Annotated in this window: 13 protein-coding genes and 1 pseudogene; 7 read left to right on the forward strand and 7 right to left on the reverse strand. The window is 46.6% G+C overall.

The genetic code is table 11. From position 1 onward, the window contains the following. Window positions 1-67: 67 nt before the first annotated feature. Complete coding sequence (locus QUA80_RS26665; protein WP_333428006.1) at window positions 68-244, forward strand: hypothetical protein; 177 nt, start codon at window positions 68-70, stop codon at window positions 242-244. Window positions 245-333: 89 nt separating this feature from the next. On the opposite strand, the gene QUA80_RS26670 is transcribed toward QUA80_RS26665, so the two are convergent. The 6 genes from QUA80_RS26670 to QUA80_RS26695 form a co-directional block, all read right to left on the reverse strand. After that, on the reverse strand, window positions 334-1,452 hold the full coding sequence (locus QUA80_RS26670; protein ID WP_333428007.1) for a beta-glucosidase: 1,119 nt from the start codon (window positions 1,450-1,452) through the stop codon (window positions 334-336). 185 nt (window positions 1,453-1,637) lie between these two features. Next, entirely contained in the window at window positions 1,638-3,521 is a 1,884-nt protein-coding gene (locus tag QUA80_RS26675; protein WP_333428008.1) for a glycoside hydrolase family 2 TIM barrel-domain containing protein, read from the reverse strand. 368 nt (window positions 3,522-3,889) lie between these two features. Continuing rightward, a complete protein-coding gene (locus QUA80_RS26680; RefSeq protein ID WP_333428009.1) occupies window positions 3,890-4,246 on the reverse strand; it encodes an STAS domain-containing protein in 357 nt (118 codons plus the stop codon). A 106-nt stretch (window positions 4,247-4,352) separates the two neighbouring features. Further along, the gene (gene glf, locus QUA80_RS26685) at window positions 4,353-5,585 is read right to left on the reverse strand and encodes a UDP-galactopyranose mutase (RefSeq protein ID WP_333428010.1); all 1,233 of its coding nucleotides are present in this window, start codon (window positions 5,583-5,585) and stop codon (window positions 4,353-4,355) included. Window positions 5,586-5,705: 120 nt separating this feature from the next. Further along, the gene (locus QUA80_RS26690) at window positions 5,706-7,010 is read right to left on the reverse strand and encodes a glycosyltransferase family 1 protein (protein WP_333428011.1); all 1,305 of its coding nucleotides are present in this window, start codon (window positions 7,008-7,010) and stop codon (window positions 5,706-5,708) included. 824 nt (window positions 7,011-7,834) lie between these two features. Next, the gene (locus QUA80_RS26695) at window positions 7,835-8,872 is read right to left on the reverse strand and encodes an aldo/keto reductase (RefSeq protein ID WP_333428012.1); all 1,038 of its coding nucleotides are present in this window, start codon (window positions 8,870-8,872) and stop codon (window positions 7,835-7,837) included. Between the two features lie 427 nt (window positions 8,873-9,299). On the opposite strand from QUA80_RS26695, the pseudogene QUA80_RS26700 reads away from it, so the two are divergent. From QUA80_RS26700 to dtd, 3 genes and pseudogenes are all read left to right on the forward strand, one after another. Continuing rightward, a pseudogene (locus QUA80_RS26700) lies at window positions 9,300-9,712 on the forward strand (fasciclin domain-containing protein). 550 nt (window positions 9,713-10,262) lie between these two features. Then, window positions 10,263-11,444, forward strand: coding sequence for a GTP-binding protein (locus QUA80_RS26705; protein ID WP_333428013.1), 1,182 nt, complete (start codon window positions 10,263-10,265; stop codon window positions 11,442-11,444). 177 nt (window positions 11,445-11,621) lie between these two features. Further along, the gene (gene dtd, locus QUA80_RS26710) at window positions 11,622-12,077 is read left to right on the forward strand and encodes a D-aminoacyl-tRNA deacylase (RefSeq protein WP_333428014.1); all 456 of its coding nucleotides are present in this window, start codon (window positions 11,622-11,624) and stop codon (window positions 12,075-12,077) included. Between the two features lie 309 nt (window positions 12,078-12,386). Here the strand turns inward: dtd and QUA80_RS26715 are convergent, their stop codons facing one another. Beyond that, window positions 12,387-12,566: a hypothetical protein gene (locus QUA80_RS26715; protein WP_333428015.1), complete on the reverse strand. Its 180-nt coding sequence runs from the start codon at window positions 12,564-12,566 to the stop codon at window positions 12,387-12,389. A gap of 27 nt (window positions 12,567-12,593) precedes the next feature. Between QUA80_RS26715 and QUA80_RS26720 the strand changes: the two genes are divergently transcribed. From QUA80_RS26720 to QUA80_RS26730, 3 genes are all read left to right on the forward strand, one after another. Continuing rightward, the gene (locus QUA80_RS26720; protein WP_333428016.1) at window positions 12,594-13,832 is read left to right on the forward strand and encodes a HetZ-related protein; all 1,239 of its coding nucleotides are present in this window, start codon (window positions 12,594-12,596) and stop codon (window positions 13,830-13,832) included. A gap of 413 nt (window positions 13,833-14,245) precedes the next feature. After that, window positions 14,246-15,007, forward strand: a complete 762-nt coding sequence (locus tag QUA80_RS26725) for a ZIP family zinc transporter (protein ID WP_333428017.1) — start codon at window positions 14,246-14,248, stop codon at window positions 15,005-15,007. Window positions 15,008-15,180: 173 nt separating this feature from the next. Beyond that, complete coding sequence (locus tag QUA80_RS26730) at window positions 15,181-17,598, forward strand: bifunctional serine/threonine-protein kinase/ABC transporter substrate-binding protein (protein WP_333428018.1); 2,418 nt, start codon at window positions 15,181-15,183, stop codon at window positions 17,596-17,598. The last annotated feature ends 158 nt before the right edge of the window (window positions 17,599-17,756 follow it).

Below are 17,756 nucleotides of genomic sequence, written 5' to 3' on the forward strand. Positions count from 1 at the left end.
TACTTATTATCTCGGATGATTCACTTTTATCCCCTCCATCTGCCTATGTGCCAGTTGGGGGTGCGGAATGTGGGTTGTTGCTACCTACGAACGACTGGGCAATTTAGCAGAAGCAGCTTTCGATCCTAAATTAAACCTCGATTTGAGATTGCAAGCTAGTATCGAATTAGCTGAAGCTTATGGCGTTCCTGACTCCAAGATCATTCACAATGTAGATGAGCTTGACTCTTTCATGCTTAGTTGAGCGAGTACAAGGGAAATCAAACTTAGTTTAGTATTGTTAACGCAGATTTAGTATAAGGTGCGCTTCGGCGCACCCTACAGAAGCAATTATCAATCGCGCGACTTCAACAAAGGTTCAATCTGCTGCCTTTGAAACTGCAATTCATCCGCCAAAGGCTGGTAAATTTCCCGATCGCCCTTATCATCGCAATAATCCCAAAGACCGTTGTAACAGTGGCGATCGTCGTCCCAACCCGGATGGTTGACAATCGGATACAAGCAAATTCCCTCTATCGGAACTCCTGCTTTCATCGCCGCCATTACCTCAGTGCACACATAATTAAACCAGACAGGTCTAAAATCGTCTTCAGTACCCGTTTCAGCGATGAATAAGGGGCGGCCGTAGCGATCGAACACTTCTTGCAGCATTTCGCTAAACGGGCGGTACAGCGGATCGGTGTATTTCATCGGGTCTTCATTGTGAATCCACTGATTGCGATCGTAATAATTCACACCAATAATATCGAGATATTTTTCCTTGCCCCCGAGTTCCGGGCGAAAGCGTCCCGCCAACATATCCCAAGCTTGATATTGAGATAAGCGATAACCTTCCGCCGCGTCCCGATCCTCCGGTTTGTCAGGGTCAGCAATAATGTTAATTACGGGGTCGATTTGAACGATGCGAGTGCGGGGATTGACTTCCCAAACTGATTCTATCGCTGCGATCGCAGCTTTAATCAACTGGATTTTGAGCTCGTCTCCTCTTCCTTTGGCAAACGGATTGATGTAGGCGACATCGCCGCCTGCCCAAGCAATAAATGAAATTTCATTGACAGGTGTCACGAAAGGTGTTTGGTCTGTTTCCTCAGTTAGCACTTCCATAAAAGCGCGCACCATGTTTGCAAACCTGGACAGGAATTCGGGACTGAAAATATCAATATCGTCTGGCCAGCCGTAGTGAAACAAATCCCAAATTACCTGCATTTTCATGTCGCGGGCGGCCCGGATGATTGGGAGGACACTGGAAAAATCGTATTTTCCGGGCGACTGTTCAATTAAGTGCCAGCGGAGGCCTTCGCGGACTGTATAAATGCCTTGGTCCTGCAAGCGTTGGTAGTCGGCGACTGCAAATTTATCGTGACCGGTGGCGGCCGTGACATCTAGGCGTTTTCCAGATTGCAACCTGTGGGTGGAACATTCAAATCCGCCCATAAAAAAACTTTGAAACATCAATCGAATGGGTAATGGGGTAGTCAGGTTTGCAGTCAGGACTAAAGTCCTTAGATTTCAATCATCAAAAACTAAAGTCCTTACTACAAACGGTATTTTTGTAACAAGTATATCGATCGCGAAAAAGTCAAAATGAAATCAGAAAAAAATCTCAGATTTTTACTTTTTTCTTGACCAATCACCAATTAGCATTGAGTAATAGCTTGCGGTTGTGAACTTTCTTCGGGAATATCCCAGCCGAGAGTTGCCGCCGCGATTACGTCTATGGGAAATTTGGGAGTGCGATCGGCATACAGCAAACCGTTAGCTTCTTGGAAAGTATCGGTCAACTGCGTGTAACAAAATCCGCTGAACATTTCCACTCGGTTTACCACCTTCAACAGCGCGGTGTAGCGCCTTTGCAGTTCGATCGTGTCCGAGGCGCGCACGTAGCCCCAAACCCTGTAAAAATCAGGGTTTTCGCGACCGGCGCAGGCGATGCCGCCGAATTCTGTCAGCATCATCGGCTGTCCTTGGTGCGGGTGGCCGTCGAGGGTGAGGACTCGCCCGCCGGGACGCCCGCGATCGAACAAATCGGCTAGCTGGACTTCGGGCCCGTAGCGCTTGGCTAGGGTTTGCGGGTTGTTGTCGTAGTCGTGAATCGCCAGGATGTCGGTATCGATGCTTTCCCAGCCGTCGTTACCGATGACGGGGCGAGTCGGATCGAGAGTTTTTGTCAAGAAATACAGCGCTTGCACGTAGTTGCGGTGGGCTGCGGCTTCGACTAAATTCGGAACTCCCCAAGATTCGTTGAACGGCACCCAGACTACGATACAGGGGTGGCTGGCGTCGCGGTCTATGACTTCCGTCCACTCCCGCGTCAGCCTTTGCACGGCTTTGGGAGTGAAACGGTAGGCGCTGGGCATTTCTTCCCAAACTAAAAGCCCGAGCACGTCAGCCCAGTACAAAAATCGCGGGTCTTCGATTTTTTGGTGCTTGCGGACGCCGTTGAAACCCATTGCTTTGACTAATTCGACATCGCGGCGCAAAGCTTCGTCGGAGGGTGCAGTCATCAGGGTGTCGGGCCAGTAACCTTGATCGAGCACCAGCCTCAGGTAATAGGGGCGGCCGTTTAGCATGAAGCGATCGCGCTGGATGCTGACCGTCCGCATGGCGGTATAAGATTTAACCTCGTCGAGCAATTTGCCGTCTGCCCACAACTGCACTTGAGCGTTAATTAGCGTCGGCTTTTCGGGACTCCACAGCAGTTCGTTGCGGTAGTCGTCGATACCGGGGTCGGAGAGGGCGATGCGGCGGTGGATTTCGCCGTTGATCACTTCGTAGGTGTCGTTGACCAGCAGCATACACCCGATCGACAGTTTAACTTTAATCTGAATGCCCGACTGGCGATCGCCCGCGACAAACGCTTCAAAACCGATTTCCCAGCGTTCAAACTGGGGAGTCCAGCGGATGCGCTCAATATAAGTGTGAGGCACCAATTCTACCCACACCGTCTGCCAAATGCCGGTCGTGCGCGGATACCAAATACTGTGCGGCTCTATTTGCCAGTCTTGCTTGCCGCGCGGTTGCTCCAAACCTTGCGGGTCGTCCTGGGCCCAGACTGTCACCCGCTGCGGCCCGCTGAGGTTCAAAACTGCTGTAATGTCTGCGGTGAAAGGAGTGTGTCCGCCTTCGTGTTCGATGACAAACTGACCGTTCACCCAGACGCGGGCGCGGTAGTCTACGGCCCCAAAGTGCAGGAGAACTCTGCCTTCTGTGTGGGGTACGTCAAATTCGCGTTCATACCAGCAGTTAGCGTGAAAATTCGTGTCCCCGATCCCGCTGTTTGGGGATTCTGGAACAAAAGGCACTTCTATAGTCTGACTCCAGTCAGAAATATCGATCGGCTGCACGCAGCGTCCCGCGTCATCGTAAGCAAACCTCCACTGACCGTTGAGACAAATCCAGTTGCTCCGGCGCAATTGGGGGCGCGGATAGCCTGTTTTGCGTCCTTGAACTGTCACCTTATTGTCTAGAGTTGCAGACTCTTCAATATCGCAATTTTCTAGTTCTCTACCTAACCAACTCATCGGCACATCTACCCTAAGTTATATTTATACGTTAGCGACTATTGCTCCGACTTGGACAAGTTTTTTGCTGATTAATTTGTAAAAGTTCTGTACATTAAAACAGCCTCATCTGAAGGAGCTCTTATACAGAAGTCATTAGTGATTAGTGATTAGTCATTCGCCACAAGCAACCTTCCGGAAAGCTTTTAGGTTTTAGTCTCAAACCCTTCATTTTCCGTTAGCAGCTCAGCTCGATTACCCAATTGCCCTGAAACCATTATTCGACGGTTGGCTATCAAAAATTGTCCGAAGTTTTGAGAATGAAGAAGAAAGATTTTCCCCTGGCACACTCAAACACTCGGATACTATCGCCCACTTCCAACTCTAGTTTAGCCGGCAACGCTTTGCAAATCTCCTAACGGTTCAGTTAGGTCACTTTTGAGGGAATTTTCTTCCGAAGGGGGCAAACACTGAAATATTTGTTCTAGTCCTGTGAGTTCAAATAGGATTCTCACTTGTTGGCTCATGGCAGATATCAAAAGTATACATTCACTGTCTCTAACTAATTTCACGATCGCCACTACAGCCATTAACTCCGAATTTTTCAGGAAATTTATCTTTGAGAAATCGAGCATCAGAATTTTGCCCCCGCTTTCTATGAGGCGCTCTATTTCTTTCTGAAAATGAGGAAATTGAGATTTTTCCAAAACCTCGTGAGATAAAACAATTTTAACTATAACTCTCATTTCCACCTCAACACTTCTTTAAATTATTACAGAACTTTTGATTAAAACTGAGTAAGGTGCTGATAGCGCACCTTACTCATTTTTACCCGTAACTGGCAACTTGCAGCTACTTGCTAGCAGATTTGCCCTTGCCGTTGCCGTTGACAGCAGCCGCTTCTAGAGGTGCTGTGACTGGGTTCTCGGCAACTCCATTCGACGAGCTTAAATTAGAGGCCGAACCGTTAACATTTTCCACCAATTCTATCACCGGCTTGGTAGTAATTTGTTTGTAAGTTGTCAGAGCTTGAGCGACCACTTGATCCATGTTGTAATACCTGTAAGTCGCCAGCCTTCCCACGAAAGAGACTCCCGGAGTGGCATCAGCCAAAGCCTTATATTTCTTGTAAATTTCGGCATTTTCCGGACGCGGAACCGGGTAGTAAGGGTCTCCCTCAGCTTGGGGATATTCGTAGACAATGCTAGTTTTTAGATGCTCTTGTCCCGTGAGGTATTTAAACTCTGTGCAGCGAGTATATAAATGCTCGTTGGGGTAATTTACCACCGGTGCTGCTTGGTGTACGGGTACGTTTAGCGTTTCGTGCTTGAATTCCAAGGAACGGTAAGGAAGTTTGCCGTAGCAATAGTTGAAATAAGAATCGACAGGCCCGGTGTAAATCATTTCTCCGTAAGGAATAAAACCCTCAATCTCCCGGTAGTCGGTATTCAGCATCACCTTGATGTTTGGGTGAGAAAGCATCTTTTCAAACATCCGAGTGTAGCCGTGCAGGGGCATTGCTTGATAGGTATCGGTGAAATAGCGATCGTCCCGGTTAATCCGAGTGGGTACGCGCGCAATCACTGAGTTGTCGAGTTCCGACGGGTCCATTCCCCACTGTTTGCGGGTGTAGTTGCGGAAGAATTTCTCGTAAAGTTCGCGACCGACTTTGCTGACAACGACATCTTCGGAAGTGCGAATGTAATCCTTTGGTTCTGCTACTTTCGCGAAGAAATCTTCTACTTCAAATGAGGTGAGATTCAGTCCGTAAAGTTTGTTGACGGTGTTGAGATTGATCGGAATTGGCAGCAGTTGACCGTCAACGCTGGCGAGGACGCGGTGTTCGTAGGGCCGCCACTCGGTGAACCGCGAAAGGTACTCGAAAACTTGACGCGAATTGGTGTGAAAAATGTGGGGACCGTATTTGTGTACGAGGATGCCGTGGTTGTCGTAGTGATCGTATGCGTTGCCGCCGATGTGGTTGCGGGTATCAATTATCAGGACTGTTTTTCCGGCCTCATTTGCTAGTCTTTCCGCAATGACACTACCTGCAAATCCGGCTCCGACGATTAAATAGTCAAACATTACAACACCTCTGATTTTTGGTAAGGGTAATTGGTAATTGCTAATCAACAAGCGAGCATGGTTGAGTGTTAAGTTTTGAATTCATAAATTGGTAAATCTTTAACTTAAACCTCAACATTACTAACTTAAAACTTTCATCCTGGCTTCTGCTTTCTGCCTTCTGCCTTCGATCGCACTTTCGATTAACCCCAGCATTTCGCCCCAGGTTTTGTCCCAAGAATTGTCTGCTAAAAAGGCGTCTACTTCACTGAGCCACGTTGTGCGAACGTCCGAACTTTCGTTGAGGATGTCTTCGGCACAAGCAACGAATTCTGAAACGTTGCTCGCAATCCGAACCAAGCCGTTTTCTCCGTAGGGCCGCACCACGTCGCGGATAGGAGTAGAAATCACCGGTTTGCCGGCCGCGAGGTATTCGGGCGTTTTCGTGGGACTAATAAACTTAGTCGATTCGTTAATCGCAAAAGGCAGCATGGCTATATCCCACCCGCCAAGATACGCTGGCAGTTCTTGATAAGATTTGCCACCGAGATAGTGGATATTTGGGTGAGTTGGCAGAGTTGCCGGATCGATTTTCACCACCGGGCCAATGATGACTAAATGCCAGTCCGGCTTTGCTTCCGCAATGCCCGCCAGCAGTTCTATATCCATGCGTTCGTCTATGACGCCATAAAATCCCAAACGCGGGTGAGGAATGTTTTTTTGATCCGGCGGTTCTTGTGAAAGATTCCTGGCTGTCGCAAAGTGTTCTTTTTCGATGCTGCTGGGGAAGGCGTGAATGTTTGGGTGCTGGTGCTGTTTGGCTTCGTAAAGGTTGTGTCCCCCGGTAAATACTACGCTGGCGCGCTTTAATAATTGGTTTTCATTGGCTTTTAAATCCGGGTGCGCGCCTTGGAAGGCTGACAGTTCATCCATGCAGTCGTAGACTACAGCTAGCGGCTTTAAGTGGCTTGTGAAACTGACAGCCATTGGTGTGTAATACCAGAGGATGTACTGGTTAATTTCTGCTGCTTTAAACAAATCATCTAGCATGGCTTGCTGAGCAGTTTGTGCTGTTTCTTCGCTGATTCCTTCGTTCAGGTGCGGTACTATTACCCAGACTCCACTTTCGTGGATGCTGACATCAAGCCACCAATCTGTAGTCCCGATAAAAACTGGTTCTTCTACAAAGAATACGCGACGACTTCTGGCACAGCGACCCAAGAGATGTTGCGGACGCTGATAGACAAAATTCCACCGCAAATGAGACAGGCAAACTAAATCCGGTGCATCTAAAGAATCAGCTTTTAATAAGTTAGCGCGCCAGGCCGGCGAGGGAGCGAATTGAGAGGGCGATTTTGCAGGATCTATAGAGGTAAATCGGATCTCCCATGCTCGACCTTTATTGCTGCTATAATTATTGTTTACTGAGTTTTCGGGGGGCGACATAATTAGCCTCTAGAATTTGTCAATGAAAATTGTCAATAGGATGTGTTTCTCAAGAGTTTCTTACTAAAAGTCGCAAGAAGCATCAATTTGAGAAGTTTTATTGACGAGCAAGCGCCGCATTCATTGAACCAAACAAAGAAACTGTTTAGCTGCGGAAAAACACGCTTATCTGCTTTTTTCAGAATTGAAACTGGGAGATAAGTTAATATTGTTAGACTTGCTATTGCTGTTAACTGTAACCCAGTTTTTCTGCCATAACTTCTATCTGAAGGATGACTTCTATCTCAGGATGCGCTTAGCTTAAACGCTGGGTTGAAAAGCGGTTAAAATGCCGATCGACCTTGTAAAATGACTCTTAACTGGCAGGTACGGGGTGAAAAAAGAACGAGTTTTATTGCTTTATTTGGAGAGGATAGAAAATTTGCCATCAAGTTTATGTTGCTTTTTAATTTGACAAACCTAGCCTTTTTTAAACTCATCGGATCGCTCTCTGGAAAAATTTGTATCTTAATATACAAAGCTGTACCAGAGATTTCTGACTTCCGATAGATTAACAATTGACAGTTTATGCAGTGGGGTGAAAATCACCGAAGATCACCTGTCTCAACAATAACAAAGAAACCAGGGAACGGCAAGGATAAACCTAAGATTTTGCACGAGTCTGTAGCAAGAAACGAAGGTGAGCGCATTTGGGCTGCGGGCCTGAGTTTAACGTCGCGCCCACAGCACAAATATCAATCATCCCTCTAAGGGCGGGTTTGCCGATATGTGCGATCGAACGCAAAATATCCACGTAAACCCGCGACTAGAAAATAGCAGCAACTTTACAGTCGGCTGCTGTCAATTTTGGCGAGTCCTCCTCCAAAGGCAAAATCTTGCACCGTCGAACTCTTTAAGAAATCGTGAGGGAAACCCAATTCAATTGCGCTTACTTTGTCTAAATGCTGCATTTGTTCCGGGGTTAATTCAAACTCCAAACAAGCCAGATTTTCCTGAAGTTGCGACAGTTTGCGCGAACCCACAATCGGAATAACTTCGACTGGCTGTTGCCGCAGCCAATTTAGGGCTACTTGAGAAGCGGATTTGCCAATTTCGGCTGCTATTTTGCTAACTTCGTCAGCAATTTTGAGGTCTCGTTCGTTAATATTTCCAGATTCTGGTGAATTCAGCCGTTTAGCTTCGCTGGCTGTTTCTGAAGTGTTATATTTTCCTGTCAGCAAACCGGCGGCTAAGGGGCTCCAAGCTGTGACGCCAATATCAAAGGCTTTTGCCATAGGGATCAATTCCCGTTCGGGAGTTCGTTCTTTTAAAGAATACTCAATCTGTAAGGCGATAAATGGTGTCCAACCGCGCAGATGGGCGATCGTATTTGCTTGAGAAATAATCCAAGCCGGCGTATTGGAAATGCCTATATAAAGAACTTTGCCGGCGCGCACCAAATCGTCAAAAGCGCGCATCACTTCTTCGACGGGTGTGGTAGAATCCCAAGCGTGCAGCCACAACAAATCTATGTATTCAACTTGCAATCGCTTCAGACTTGATTGTACTGCTTGTACCATATTTTTCCGGTGGTTGCCGAAACCGTTGATTTCGCCATTCTTCATGTTGAGGCTATACTTAGTAGTAACTACCCATTTTTCGCGATCGGCTGCGATGAACTCACCGACATATTTTTCGCTAGTACCGTTGGTGTAGAGATTTGCGGTATCAATGAAATTGCCCCCCGCTTCTGCAAAGGCGTCGAACATTTTACGGCTTTCGTCGTAGGAACTCCCCCAACCCCACTCTTCCCCAAAAGTCATGGTTCCGAGGCACATTTCCGAAACGCGAAGTCCGCTGTGACCTAGTAGTTTATATCTCATGTCACCCTTCCGCTAGTTAGTAGTTGTTAACAGTTTAGAGCCGGATTTCCCAAACTGTTGCCATAAGTCCGGGCTGCGGGCTTTTGTAGTGTGTTAGCGCTGCGCTGAATGTTAAATGTTTTGCCAAGTTAATCAAAAGGTCGTAGCAAGGGCGATGGTTCCCAGCCATTGCCCCTGCGTTTAGTTTAAACAGCGCAGGGGCGATCGTCTTATTAATGTATTTACGATTACATTAATAAATTGAAATACCGTAAAATGGCAAAATAAATATCTACCTTTAGATAGGTATTTTATGAAAAGAGTTAAATAAAAAAATGTTATCTTAAATAATCATAAAACCAGACAGAACTAGAAAAAAAATTAATGTAGCTAAATTAACTTTTTAGCGTTATAGTGATTTATGGATTACAAAAACTAGGTGACTCAGTTGGCTGATATTGTTGATACCGCCGTTTCGGCCGATCTTTTAACACCGTAGTTGCTGCTGTCAAGGTCGCTGGTTTAGTAGATACTCTCAAAGGCGCTGGCCCCTTCACAGTTTTTGCGCCTAGTGACGAAGCTTTTGCTAAGCTTCCCGAAGGTACTGTAGAAGCAATGCTTAAGGACATTCCTAAGCTTACAAAAATCCTGACTTATCATGTCGTTTCTGGCAAAGTTCTGGCCGCTGATGTGGTCAAGCTGAAATCTGCCAAGACAGTTGAAGGTTCAGAAGTTAAAATTGATGCTTCCAATGGCATCAAAATTAATGATTCTACCGTTACAACACCCGATGTTGCTGCTGATAATGTTGCGATCCACATTATTGATGCAGTCTTGCTTCCTGCGCAAGCACAGATTTAGATAGCACAATACTATCTTGAGGGCGGTGGCTGTTGTTAGCCACCGCCCTGTTTTAGTTGATAGTTGAGATGTAAATATTTTACGCAGGTCGATAATTAAAATTATTATATATCAATCCTCAATGAGTCGTAAATTGTTGACCCCACCCCAACCCTCCCCGCGGGTTCGGGGAGTCCGTAAGAAATTCACAAATGATGCGAGGATTGCTATAGAGTAGCGGGAATTGACCGATCGCACTCAGCTTGAGTTGGCCCCAAATTTGTTGCTGCTGAATTTACCGGGAAAACTGGTTGCAGGCAAACTGCCACAGGTACTCGGAACAAAAAATTTATCAAAAAAATAAAAAAGTGCGATCGACCGCGTTAGCAATTGCCGATAATTAGGGGCCCACTTATTTTGCACTCTCGGGCTGACTCCCGGTTGATGCCTAGATACCACCCCACCAAACCCAACATTTATAAGAGCAACTGCGTTGACTAAGCCTTGTCCTAATTAAGATACAATAAGAACCACAAGGAAAGTGCGATCGACATTATTTGACAGTCAAGCTATGCAATCTACAACTCAGTCCGAGACAAAACCGGCGATGGACGCTCCCAAACACGGATTGCCCGTTACAATCATTACAGGATTTCTCGGCAGCGGCAAAACAACCCTGCTCAACCACATCCTGACCAATCAGCAGGGTTTGAAAACAGCAGTTTTGGTAAATGAATTTGGCGAAATCGGCATCGACAACGAACTGATTGTCACCACCGACGACAACATGGTTGAGCTGAACAACGGCTGCATCTGCTGCACAATTAATGAAGATTTAGTTAATGCAGTTTACAAAGTTTTAGAACGTCAAGAAAATCTCGATTATCTGGTAGTCGAAACAACCGGACTCGCCGACCCGCTGCCAGTAGCGCTGACTTTTTTAGGCACAGAACTGCGCGACCTGACTCGTCTCGATTCGATAGTGACAGTAGTAGACGCAGCCAACTACAGCTTAGATTTGTTCAACTCTCAAGCAGCTTACAGTCAAATAGCTTACGGCGATATAATTATCCTCAACAAAACGGATTTGGTTGAAGAAGCAGATTTAGATTTGTTGGAAGTTAAGATTCGCGATGTCAAAGAAGGTGCTCGAATTCTGCGAACAGTAAAATCGCAAGTTCCCCTGCCGCTAGTCCTCAGCGTCGGATTGTTTGAATCTGACAAATATTTCCAATCTGAAGAAACTTCTAGCAGTCACGAACATCACGACCACAAACATCACGACCATCACGACCACAGCCATCACGACCACCACGACCATCACGACCATCACGAACATCACGACCACAGCCATCACGACCACAGCCATCACGACCACAGCCATCACGACCATCACGACCACAGCCATCACGACCACTCCCACCATTTAGAAAATGACGGATTTACCTCAATTTCTTTCCAGAGTGACAAGCCGTTTTCTCTGAGGAAATTTCAATATTTCTTAGACAACCAACTGCCAACAAACGTGTTTCGCGCGAAAGGGATTATGTGGTTTGAAGAAAGTCCCAAACGCCATATTTTCCACTTGAGCGGCAAGCGATTTTCGATGGATGACGACCAGTGGAAAGGCGATCGCAAAAACCAGCTTGTTCTCATCGGTCAGGGTTTGGATACGGAGACTTTGCGATCGCAACTCGAAAACTGTCTTTGTATGCCTTCAACCAATCGCGGCAAAGGTTTTGGGAAAAATTAAGCGTTGAAAATTAAATAGAACAGACGTGCGCTGGCTAGAAACCCAGTTTTTTCGTCGAGACTTCGCGGTCAAAACCGAGATCGATCCGAGAAACCGGGTTTCTTTTCATAATTCCTATTAAAAAGGGAATTTTACTTTTTGATTTTTAGTTTTAAATTTAAGCATTTCTAAGTTCCAATGCGAGTCATCATCCAGCGAGTAAAATCATCTCAAGTCGAAATTGAAGGTCAAATTGTCGGCAAAATTGGCCGCGGACTTAACTTGCTTGTAGGTATTGCAGACACCGACACTGAAGCAGAACTCGATTGGATGGCTCGCAAATGCCTAGAATTGCGTTTGTTTCCCGACTCGGGCGGGGATACCGGCCGCTGGGACAAGTCCGTACAGGACATCGGCGGCGAGTTGCTGGTTGTCAGTCAATTTACGCTCTACGGCGACTGCCGCAAAGGTCGGCGGCCTTCCTTTGACCGAGCCGCAGCTCCTGAACGAGCCGAAATTTTTTATGATAAATTTGTCGAAAATTTGCGCCAGAGCGGCTTAAAAGTTGCAACAGGGGTGTTTGGAGCGATGATGGAAGTCTCGATCGAGAATGACGGGCCGGTGACTTTGGTATTAGATAAAGAATCAGCGTGAATTGTTTGCAAACAAAGCTCTCTGTGCTTCTTCCTTCTTCCTTATTCCTTCTTCGATCGGATCGAATTTTCAGATTAACCGGGTTTCCTAAATGCTGTGCCGTAGCTTCAGAATATATTGCAGTTAGCTACACTCTGCCGAGTCTCGATTCCACAATCTCTAACGGCCAAAACCGCCTCAAATAGCCAGTTATTAGATTGTCCACTCAGCGGCCTGGCAGCACCCTCCATTTTCCTCGCGATCGCCCTACCCGAATAACAGCTCAGAATGCTTGTACAGTCAGGCTTTAAGGGCAATAAAACCAATCTTCTACAGCCAGCGCTTAGAATCAGATTCAGCAGCCAAAAACTGTTGCATGAGAGAGTGGAACACTCCCATCACTACGGTTATCTCTACTTCTCTAACATTCAATGTATAGAGAGTTGAATCAGCACAGCAAGCGAAACCGCCAGCAACTGCCGCCTCACTCTCCGAGAAATGTCCTCGCACGCTATGCGCTACTACCCGATAAACGCCATGACTCTCAAAACTGCCACCAACACCGTCAACTGCAACACCGTTTCTAGCTTCAACTGCATTCCGGCCGCCGTTGGCGAACCAGACGCCGAAATCAATACTGTTTCCAGCATCGATATCCTGGCTTTGGCTGACTTCGCCCTCAAAGAATTGCAAGGGGAAATGAAAACTGCCAGCCGCAGCGCTCAAGCAGTGGCGATGCGGATTGGTAAGGAAGTCGAACGGATTTGCCAAAAAAGCGATCGCATCCAAATTTCTGGCGAAGTTGAAGCTTGGCAAATCACTTTGGCAGAGCACCGGTTGCAAAAAATCCTGCAATACTACCGCCTCGGTTCCAAACAAGGCCGCGTCGAACTGCACTCTCACCTCGCGGCCATGATTTACCGCCATGTTGCTTCTTTCCGATCGAACTTGAACTTCCAAGCTCGCTACAACATGATTGAAGACTTTTTGCAAGGCTTTTACATCGAATCTCTGCGAGCTTTCCGCCGCGAACACCAACTCGATGCTACCTACCAGCCCCGCACGCAGCTAGAATTGGCAGAGTACATGGCTTTTACCGAACACTACGCCAAGCGCCAAATTGGTTTGCCCGGCCGCAACCGCCAGCGCCTGATCGTGTTGCGCGCTCAAGGATTTGCCAAGGGTCAGCCTCCGGAAACTGCGATCGACATTGAAATGGCTGTAGAATCCGGCAAGGGAGAAGAGGCGGAAATGTACAGCCGCTCTCCGGCGCTGCAACAAGTGCGCGAGCAAATGGTATTGGAAACTGTCGATCCGGCTGATGCTGTGCTGCGCGATCGAGTAGTCTCGGAATTGATTGCCTATCTGGAATCTCAAAATCAACCAGAATGCGTGGACTACCTCACTTTAAAATTGCAAGACCTTTCGGCTTCGGAAATCGATCGAGTTCTCGGTTTGTCTGCCCGCCAGCGCGACTACTTGCAACAGCGGTTTAAGTACCACGTGGAAAAATTTGCCCGCACTCAAAATTGGAAACTCGTACACGAATGGCTGGGTGCTGATGTCGATCAAAAGCTGGGAATGACTTCTGACAAATGGGAAGCATTTCGCGCTCAACTGTCGCCGGAAATGCAGCAACTGTTAGAAATGAAGCGGAATCAAGAAAGCGACAAGGCGATCGCCACCGCGCTCAAATGCACTCCCAAACAAGTCCAAAAACGCTGGGCGCAACTGTTGGAGCTGGCAAGCCAGACTCGCAACAGCAGCCAAGCTTAACTGGTACTCAAATATGAATGCAACTGTTTTCTTGAGACTGGAAAATGCGATCGGGTGCGGCACCTGCACAGGAATGCCCGCCCCGGCGTCCGCTCTCAAATTAACAAGGGCTGCTACTAATTTATCGCCGCTTTTTGGCAAATTCTATTTATTAAAACAACATTACTTTTTTTAATATTTTTCCTTCCCCGGTTATCCCGGGGAATTTGTTTTTATTAGTTATTAGTTATTAGTTATTAGTTATTAGTTATTAGTCATTAGTCATGACTCATTAGTCATTAGTCATTGGAAATTGCTTGCTAAAGAGGCAGTACCTCGCTAGGTTGAGAAATGCTGTATCCGCTGTCAGTTTGCAATGAAAACTATATAATTTTCGAGCGGGCATCAAAAAATTTTCCTCTGAGGTAGGGCTGATGTTTCCAGTGTGGTTGCAGGCAGGATTTTGGGGTTTAGTGGGGGGTTCGGCCTTGCTACTGGGAGCTGCGGTGGGTTACTTTGTCAGCATTCCCCAGCGGGCGATCGCAACAATTATGGCTTTTGGCGCTGGTGTGCTGATTTCAGCGCTATCCTTTGAACTGATGGACAAAGCTTACAAGCGCGGCGGTTTCGACTCTACGGCGATCGGCTTTTTGGGGGGCGCTGCTGTCTACACAGCCGCCAATTGGTTTTTGAGTCAACAGGGAGCAAAACACCGCAAGCGATCGGGCGCTTTGCACCCAGCTACAACAGAGTCAGGCGGTGGCGGATTAGCCATCGCCCTCGGCGCGCTGTTAGACGGGATACCGGAGTCGATCGTCGTTGGCGTCAGCATGATTTCTGGAGGCGCTGTCAGTTGGGTGACAGTAGTGGCAATTTTCCTCTCAAATATTCCCGAAGGACTCTCCAGCGCCGCCGGCATGAAAAAAGCAGGGAGATCGATCGGTTACATTTTTGGAGTTTGGGGCGCGATCGCAGTTATTTCCGGTATCGCAGCATTGTTAGGATATACGGTTTTTAGCCACTTTTCTGCGGAAGTAATAGCCGCAACTACCGCCGTAGCAGCAGGGGGTATTTTAGCAATGATCTCAGATACTATGATTCCCGAAGCATTCGAGGAAACTCACGATTTTGCTGGACTAATTACTGTCTGCGGATTTTTAGCTGCTTTTGTACTCAGCAAGTTAGCAGAAAGATAATTGGGAATTAGCCATCAGTCATCACTAATGTATAATTGCGAATTGCTGAGAGTTATAATGTTTTTGATATAGACACAGACGAAATTGATATGTTGCCAAGCTGTATCTGGCAACAAAAAAAGCTTATAATCAACATTAAAAGCCGCAGCCTGTCAAGAGGTGTTGGAAAATTTATGTGTGTCAACTTAGGGCATATCCTGCATGAAAAATACGAAATTCTCGCTTTGTTGGGAGAGGGAGGGTTTGCTAGAACCTACACGGCTGTACAGATCAACAAACCTAATAATCCTCTGTGCGTTGTTAAGGAAATTCCTTTTCCCCCGTCGAACGATCCTCGCGTCTTGGAGAGGGCAAGGCAGCGATTTGAAAGGGAGGCTAGCGCTTTGCGCCGTCTTCTCGGCAAAAACTCGCGCATTCCCGAATTATTCGATAGCTTTGAAGAAAACGATTATTTTTACTTAGTTCAAGAATATATTGAAGGACATCCGCTCAGTCAAGAACTTACTGCGGGCGATCGGTGGAATGAAAAAAAAACTGTTGGTTTGTTGCGGGAAATTCTGGAAATATTAACATCTGTCCACCAAGAAAAAATTATTCACCGCGATATTACACCTTCTAACTTAATTAGGCGCAAAACCGATCAAAAAATTGTTTTAATTGATTTTGGGGCGGTCAAAGAAATCAGCACTTTTACCTCTAACTCTACTGGTGAAATATTCACCTCGCAGGCGATCGGCACTAGCGGTTATATGCCTGCCGAACAATACAAGCCGCAGTCTCTCCCGCAACCCTACAATGATATTTATGCAGTAGGAATTATCGCGATTCAAGCCCTCACCGGGCGGCGTCCCACCAATCTGCCGCAAGACCCCGAAACTGGTGAAATTGTCTGGAATTATTTAACATCTGAACCGATTAGCGACAAGCTCAAAAAGATTTTAACCCAGATGGTGCGTTTTCACTTTCAAGACCGCTACCAATCTGTGGATGAAGTTTTGCAAGACTTGGATTTGTCGATCGTCCCAGGGCCCGAGTTACCCAAAACTTCGCGGAAGTTGCGATGGGGCTGGGGCTGGCTGCTGTTCGGCGTTGCGGGGATTGCAGCTTTTGGGGCGATCGTACTTTTAATCCCCAGAATTTCCCCGCTAATCCCTAGGATTTCCCCGCAACCGACGCGGCCTACACCCTCCCCCGATGGTGTAAGTTCCGGCAAAAAACTCCTAGTGCAAACCTCCGCCCTGTGGTCAAAACAAAGGGGAATCAATGAGTTTGCCGACTCAAATTATCCCGAAGCTTTAAAATTGCTCAAACAGTCCTGGCGGGAAGACCGCAGAGATCCAGAAACTTTAATTTACATCAACAACGCTCTGCTGAAGGCAATAAATGCAGAATATTACACGATCGCAATTGTTGTTCCTATCCGCCGCAATCAGGACGGCAGCATCCTCAACGCAAATTTAGCAGAAGAACTGCTTCGTGGCATTGCTCAAGCTCAAACCGAAGTTAATTTAGGTCTTCTGGCTGCAAATGAGAACAATAAAAATTTTCCCGGTCAAGGCTTTCTCCAACCAAAAGCTATTAAAGGAAAAGGTCTCAAAGTCATCATTGCTGATGATGGCAATATCAAATCCTACGCCGTTCAAAGGGCTAATTATCTCGTCGCTCAGCCCGATATTCTAGCAGTTATCGGACACTACACCAGCGACATGACTGTGGAAACAGTAGATATTTACGATCGAAATAAACTCGTCGCTATTTCTCCGGGAAGCACAACAGAAGAACTAACGCGAAAACCTCGAAAATTTTTCTTTCGGACGGCTCCGACAACTAGCATAGAAGCTGAAGCTTTAGTAAATCAACTGATAGGGGTCGGCGAGAAAAAAGCCGCAGTATTTTACAATCCCAACAGTCCGTTCAGCGCTTCTTTGTGGGAAGAATTTAAACAGCAATTTGAAGCCAAAGGAGGCTCGACTTTTAGAATTAGGAATTATTACGATTTATCTAAAAATAATTTAGACGCCGAAGCAGCAATCAAAGAAGTTGAGAAAGCCGGAAAAACAGCCTTACTTGTCATTCCAGACGGTCAAGTCACTAATTCCCTAGAAAATTCGATCGAAATGATTAAAGCTAATAACGATCGCAATTGGATGGTCGCGCCCTGGACTCTGTACGAGCCGAGAACGTTAGAAGTAGCAAAACAGCTAAAGTTTGTTGAAAAACTGGGAATATCCGTGTTTTGGCATCCGTTAATAAGTTTTGACAAAAAATTTCCGCACAACGCTGAAAAATTGTGGGGAGGCCCGGTCAATACTCGATCGGCTTTAACCTACGATGCAGCCCGGACGCTGATTAAAGCCCTAGAAATGCAGCCAGAACCCAGCCGCGAAGGAATGCAAAAAACCTTAGCCGATCCAAACTTTAAAGCCGAGGGAGCTACCGGTATAATAGAGTTTGACTCAAAGACTGGAAATCGGAAAAACCCTCCTAAACGAGTGGCGCATATTGTGCCGTGTTCTAGAGAACAGTTTGGAGTTACATTTGTGCCGATCGAATTTTCCACAGCCGCAGCCGCAGGTTTAAAGTGCGATTGAATTGATATCTTGTGGCATTTTCCACAAACCTGTAGGGGCGGGTTTTACCAACCATAATTGCCGAAAATCAATAATCTCATAAACCCGCCCCCGCGCCACGGTAAATCGCTATTGCTGCTATCGCGATCGGTGCAACATATCAATTTATTGGATATATT

The organism is Microcoleus sp. F4-D5 (genome assembly GCF_036704885.1).
In the GTDB taxonomy this organism is placed as follows: Bacteria; Cyanobacteriota; Cyanobacteriia; order Cyanobacteriales; family Microcoleaceae; genus Microcoleus.

Excerpts from the sequence above, each read along its gene's own strand:
- QUA80_RS26695 (WP_333428012.1), bottom strand. The coding sequence starts at position 8,872 with ATGAGATATAAACTACTAGGTCACAGCGGACTTCGCGTTTCGGAAATG.
- QUA80_RS26705 (WP_333428013.1), top strand. The coding sequence starts at position 10,263 with ATGCAATCTACAACTCAGTCCGAGACAAAACCGGCGATGGACGCTCCC.
- QUA80_RS26730 (WP_333428018.1), top strand. The coding sequence starts at position 15,181 with ATGTGTGTCAACTTAGGGCATATCCTGCATGAAAAATACGAAATTCTC.
- QUA80_RS26725 (WP_333428017.1), top strand. The coding sequence starts at position 14,246 with ATGTTTCCAGTGTGGTTGCAGGCAGGATTTTGGGGTTTAGTGGGGGGT.
- QUA80_RS26680 (WP_333428009.1), bottom strand. The coding sequence starts at position 4,246 with ATGAGAGTTATAGTTAAAATTGTTTTATCTCACGAGGTTTTGGAAAAA.
- QUA80_RS26690 (WP_333428011.1), bottom strand. The coding sequence starts at position 7,010 with ATGTCGCCCCCCGAAAACTCAGTAAACAATAATTATAGCAGCAATAAA.
- QUA80_RS26720 (WP_333428016.1), top strand. The coding sequence starts at position 12,594 with ATGACTCTCAAAACTGCCACCAACACCGTCAACTGCAACACCGTTTCT.
- dtd (WP_333428014.1), top strand. The coding sequence starts at position 11,622 with ATGCGAGTCATCATCCAGCGAGTAAAATCATCTCAAGTCGAAATTGAA.
- QUA80_RS26665 (WP_333428006.1), top strand. The coding sequence starts at position 68 with ATGTGGGTTGTTGCTACCTACGAACGACTGGGCAATTTAGCAGAAGCA.
- glf (WP_333428010.1), bottom strand. The coding sequence starts at position 5,585 with ATGTTTGACTATTTAATCGTCGGAGCCGGATTTGCAGGTAGTGTCATT.
- QUA80_RS26675 (WP_333428008.1), bottom strand. The coding sequence starts at position 3,521 with ATGAGTTGGTTAGGTAGAGAACTAGAAAATTGCGATATTGAAGAGTCT.
- QUA80_RS26670 (WP_333428007.1), bottom strand. The coding sequence starts at position 1,452 with ATGTTTCAAAGTTTTTTTATGGGCGGATTTGAATGTTCCACCCACAGG.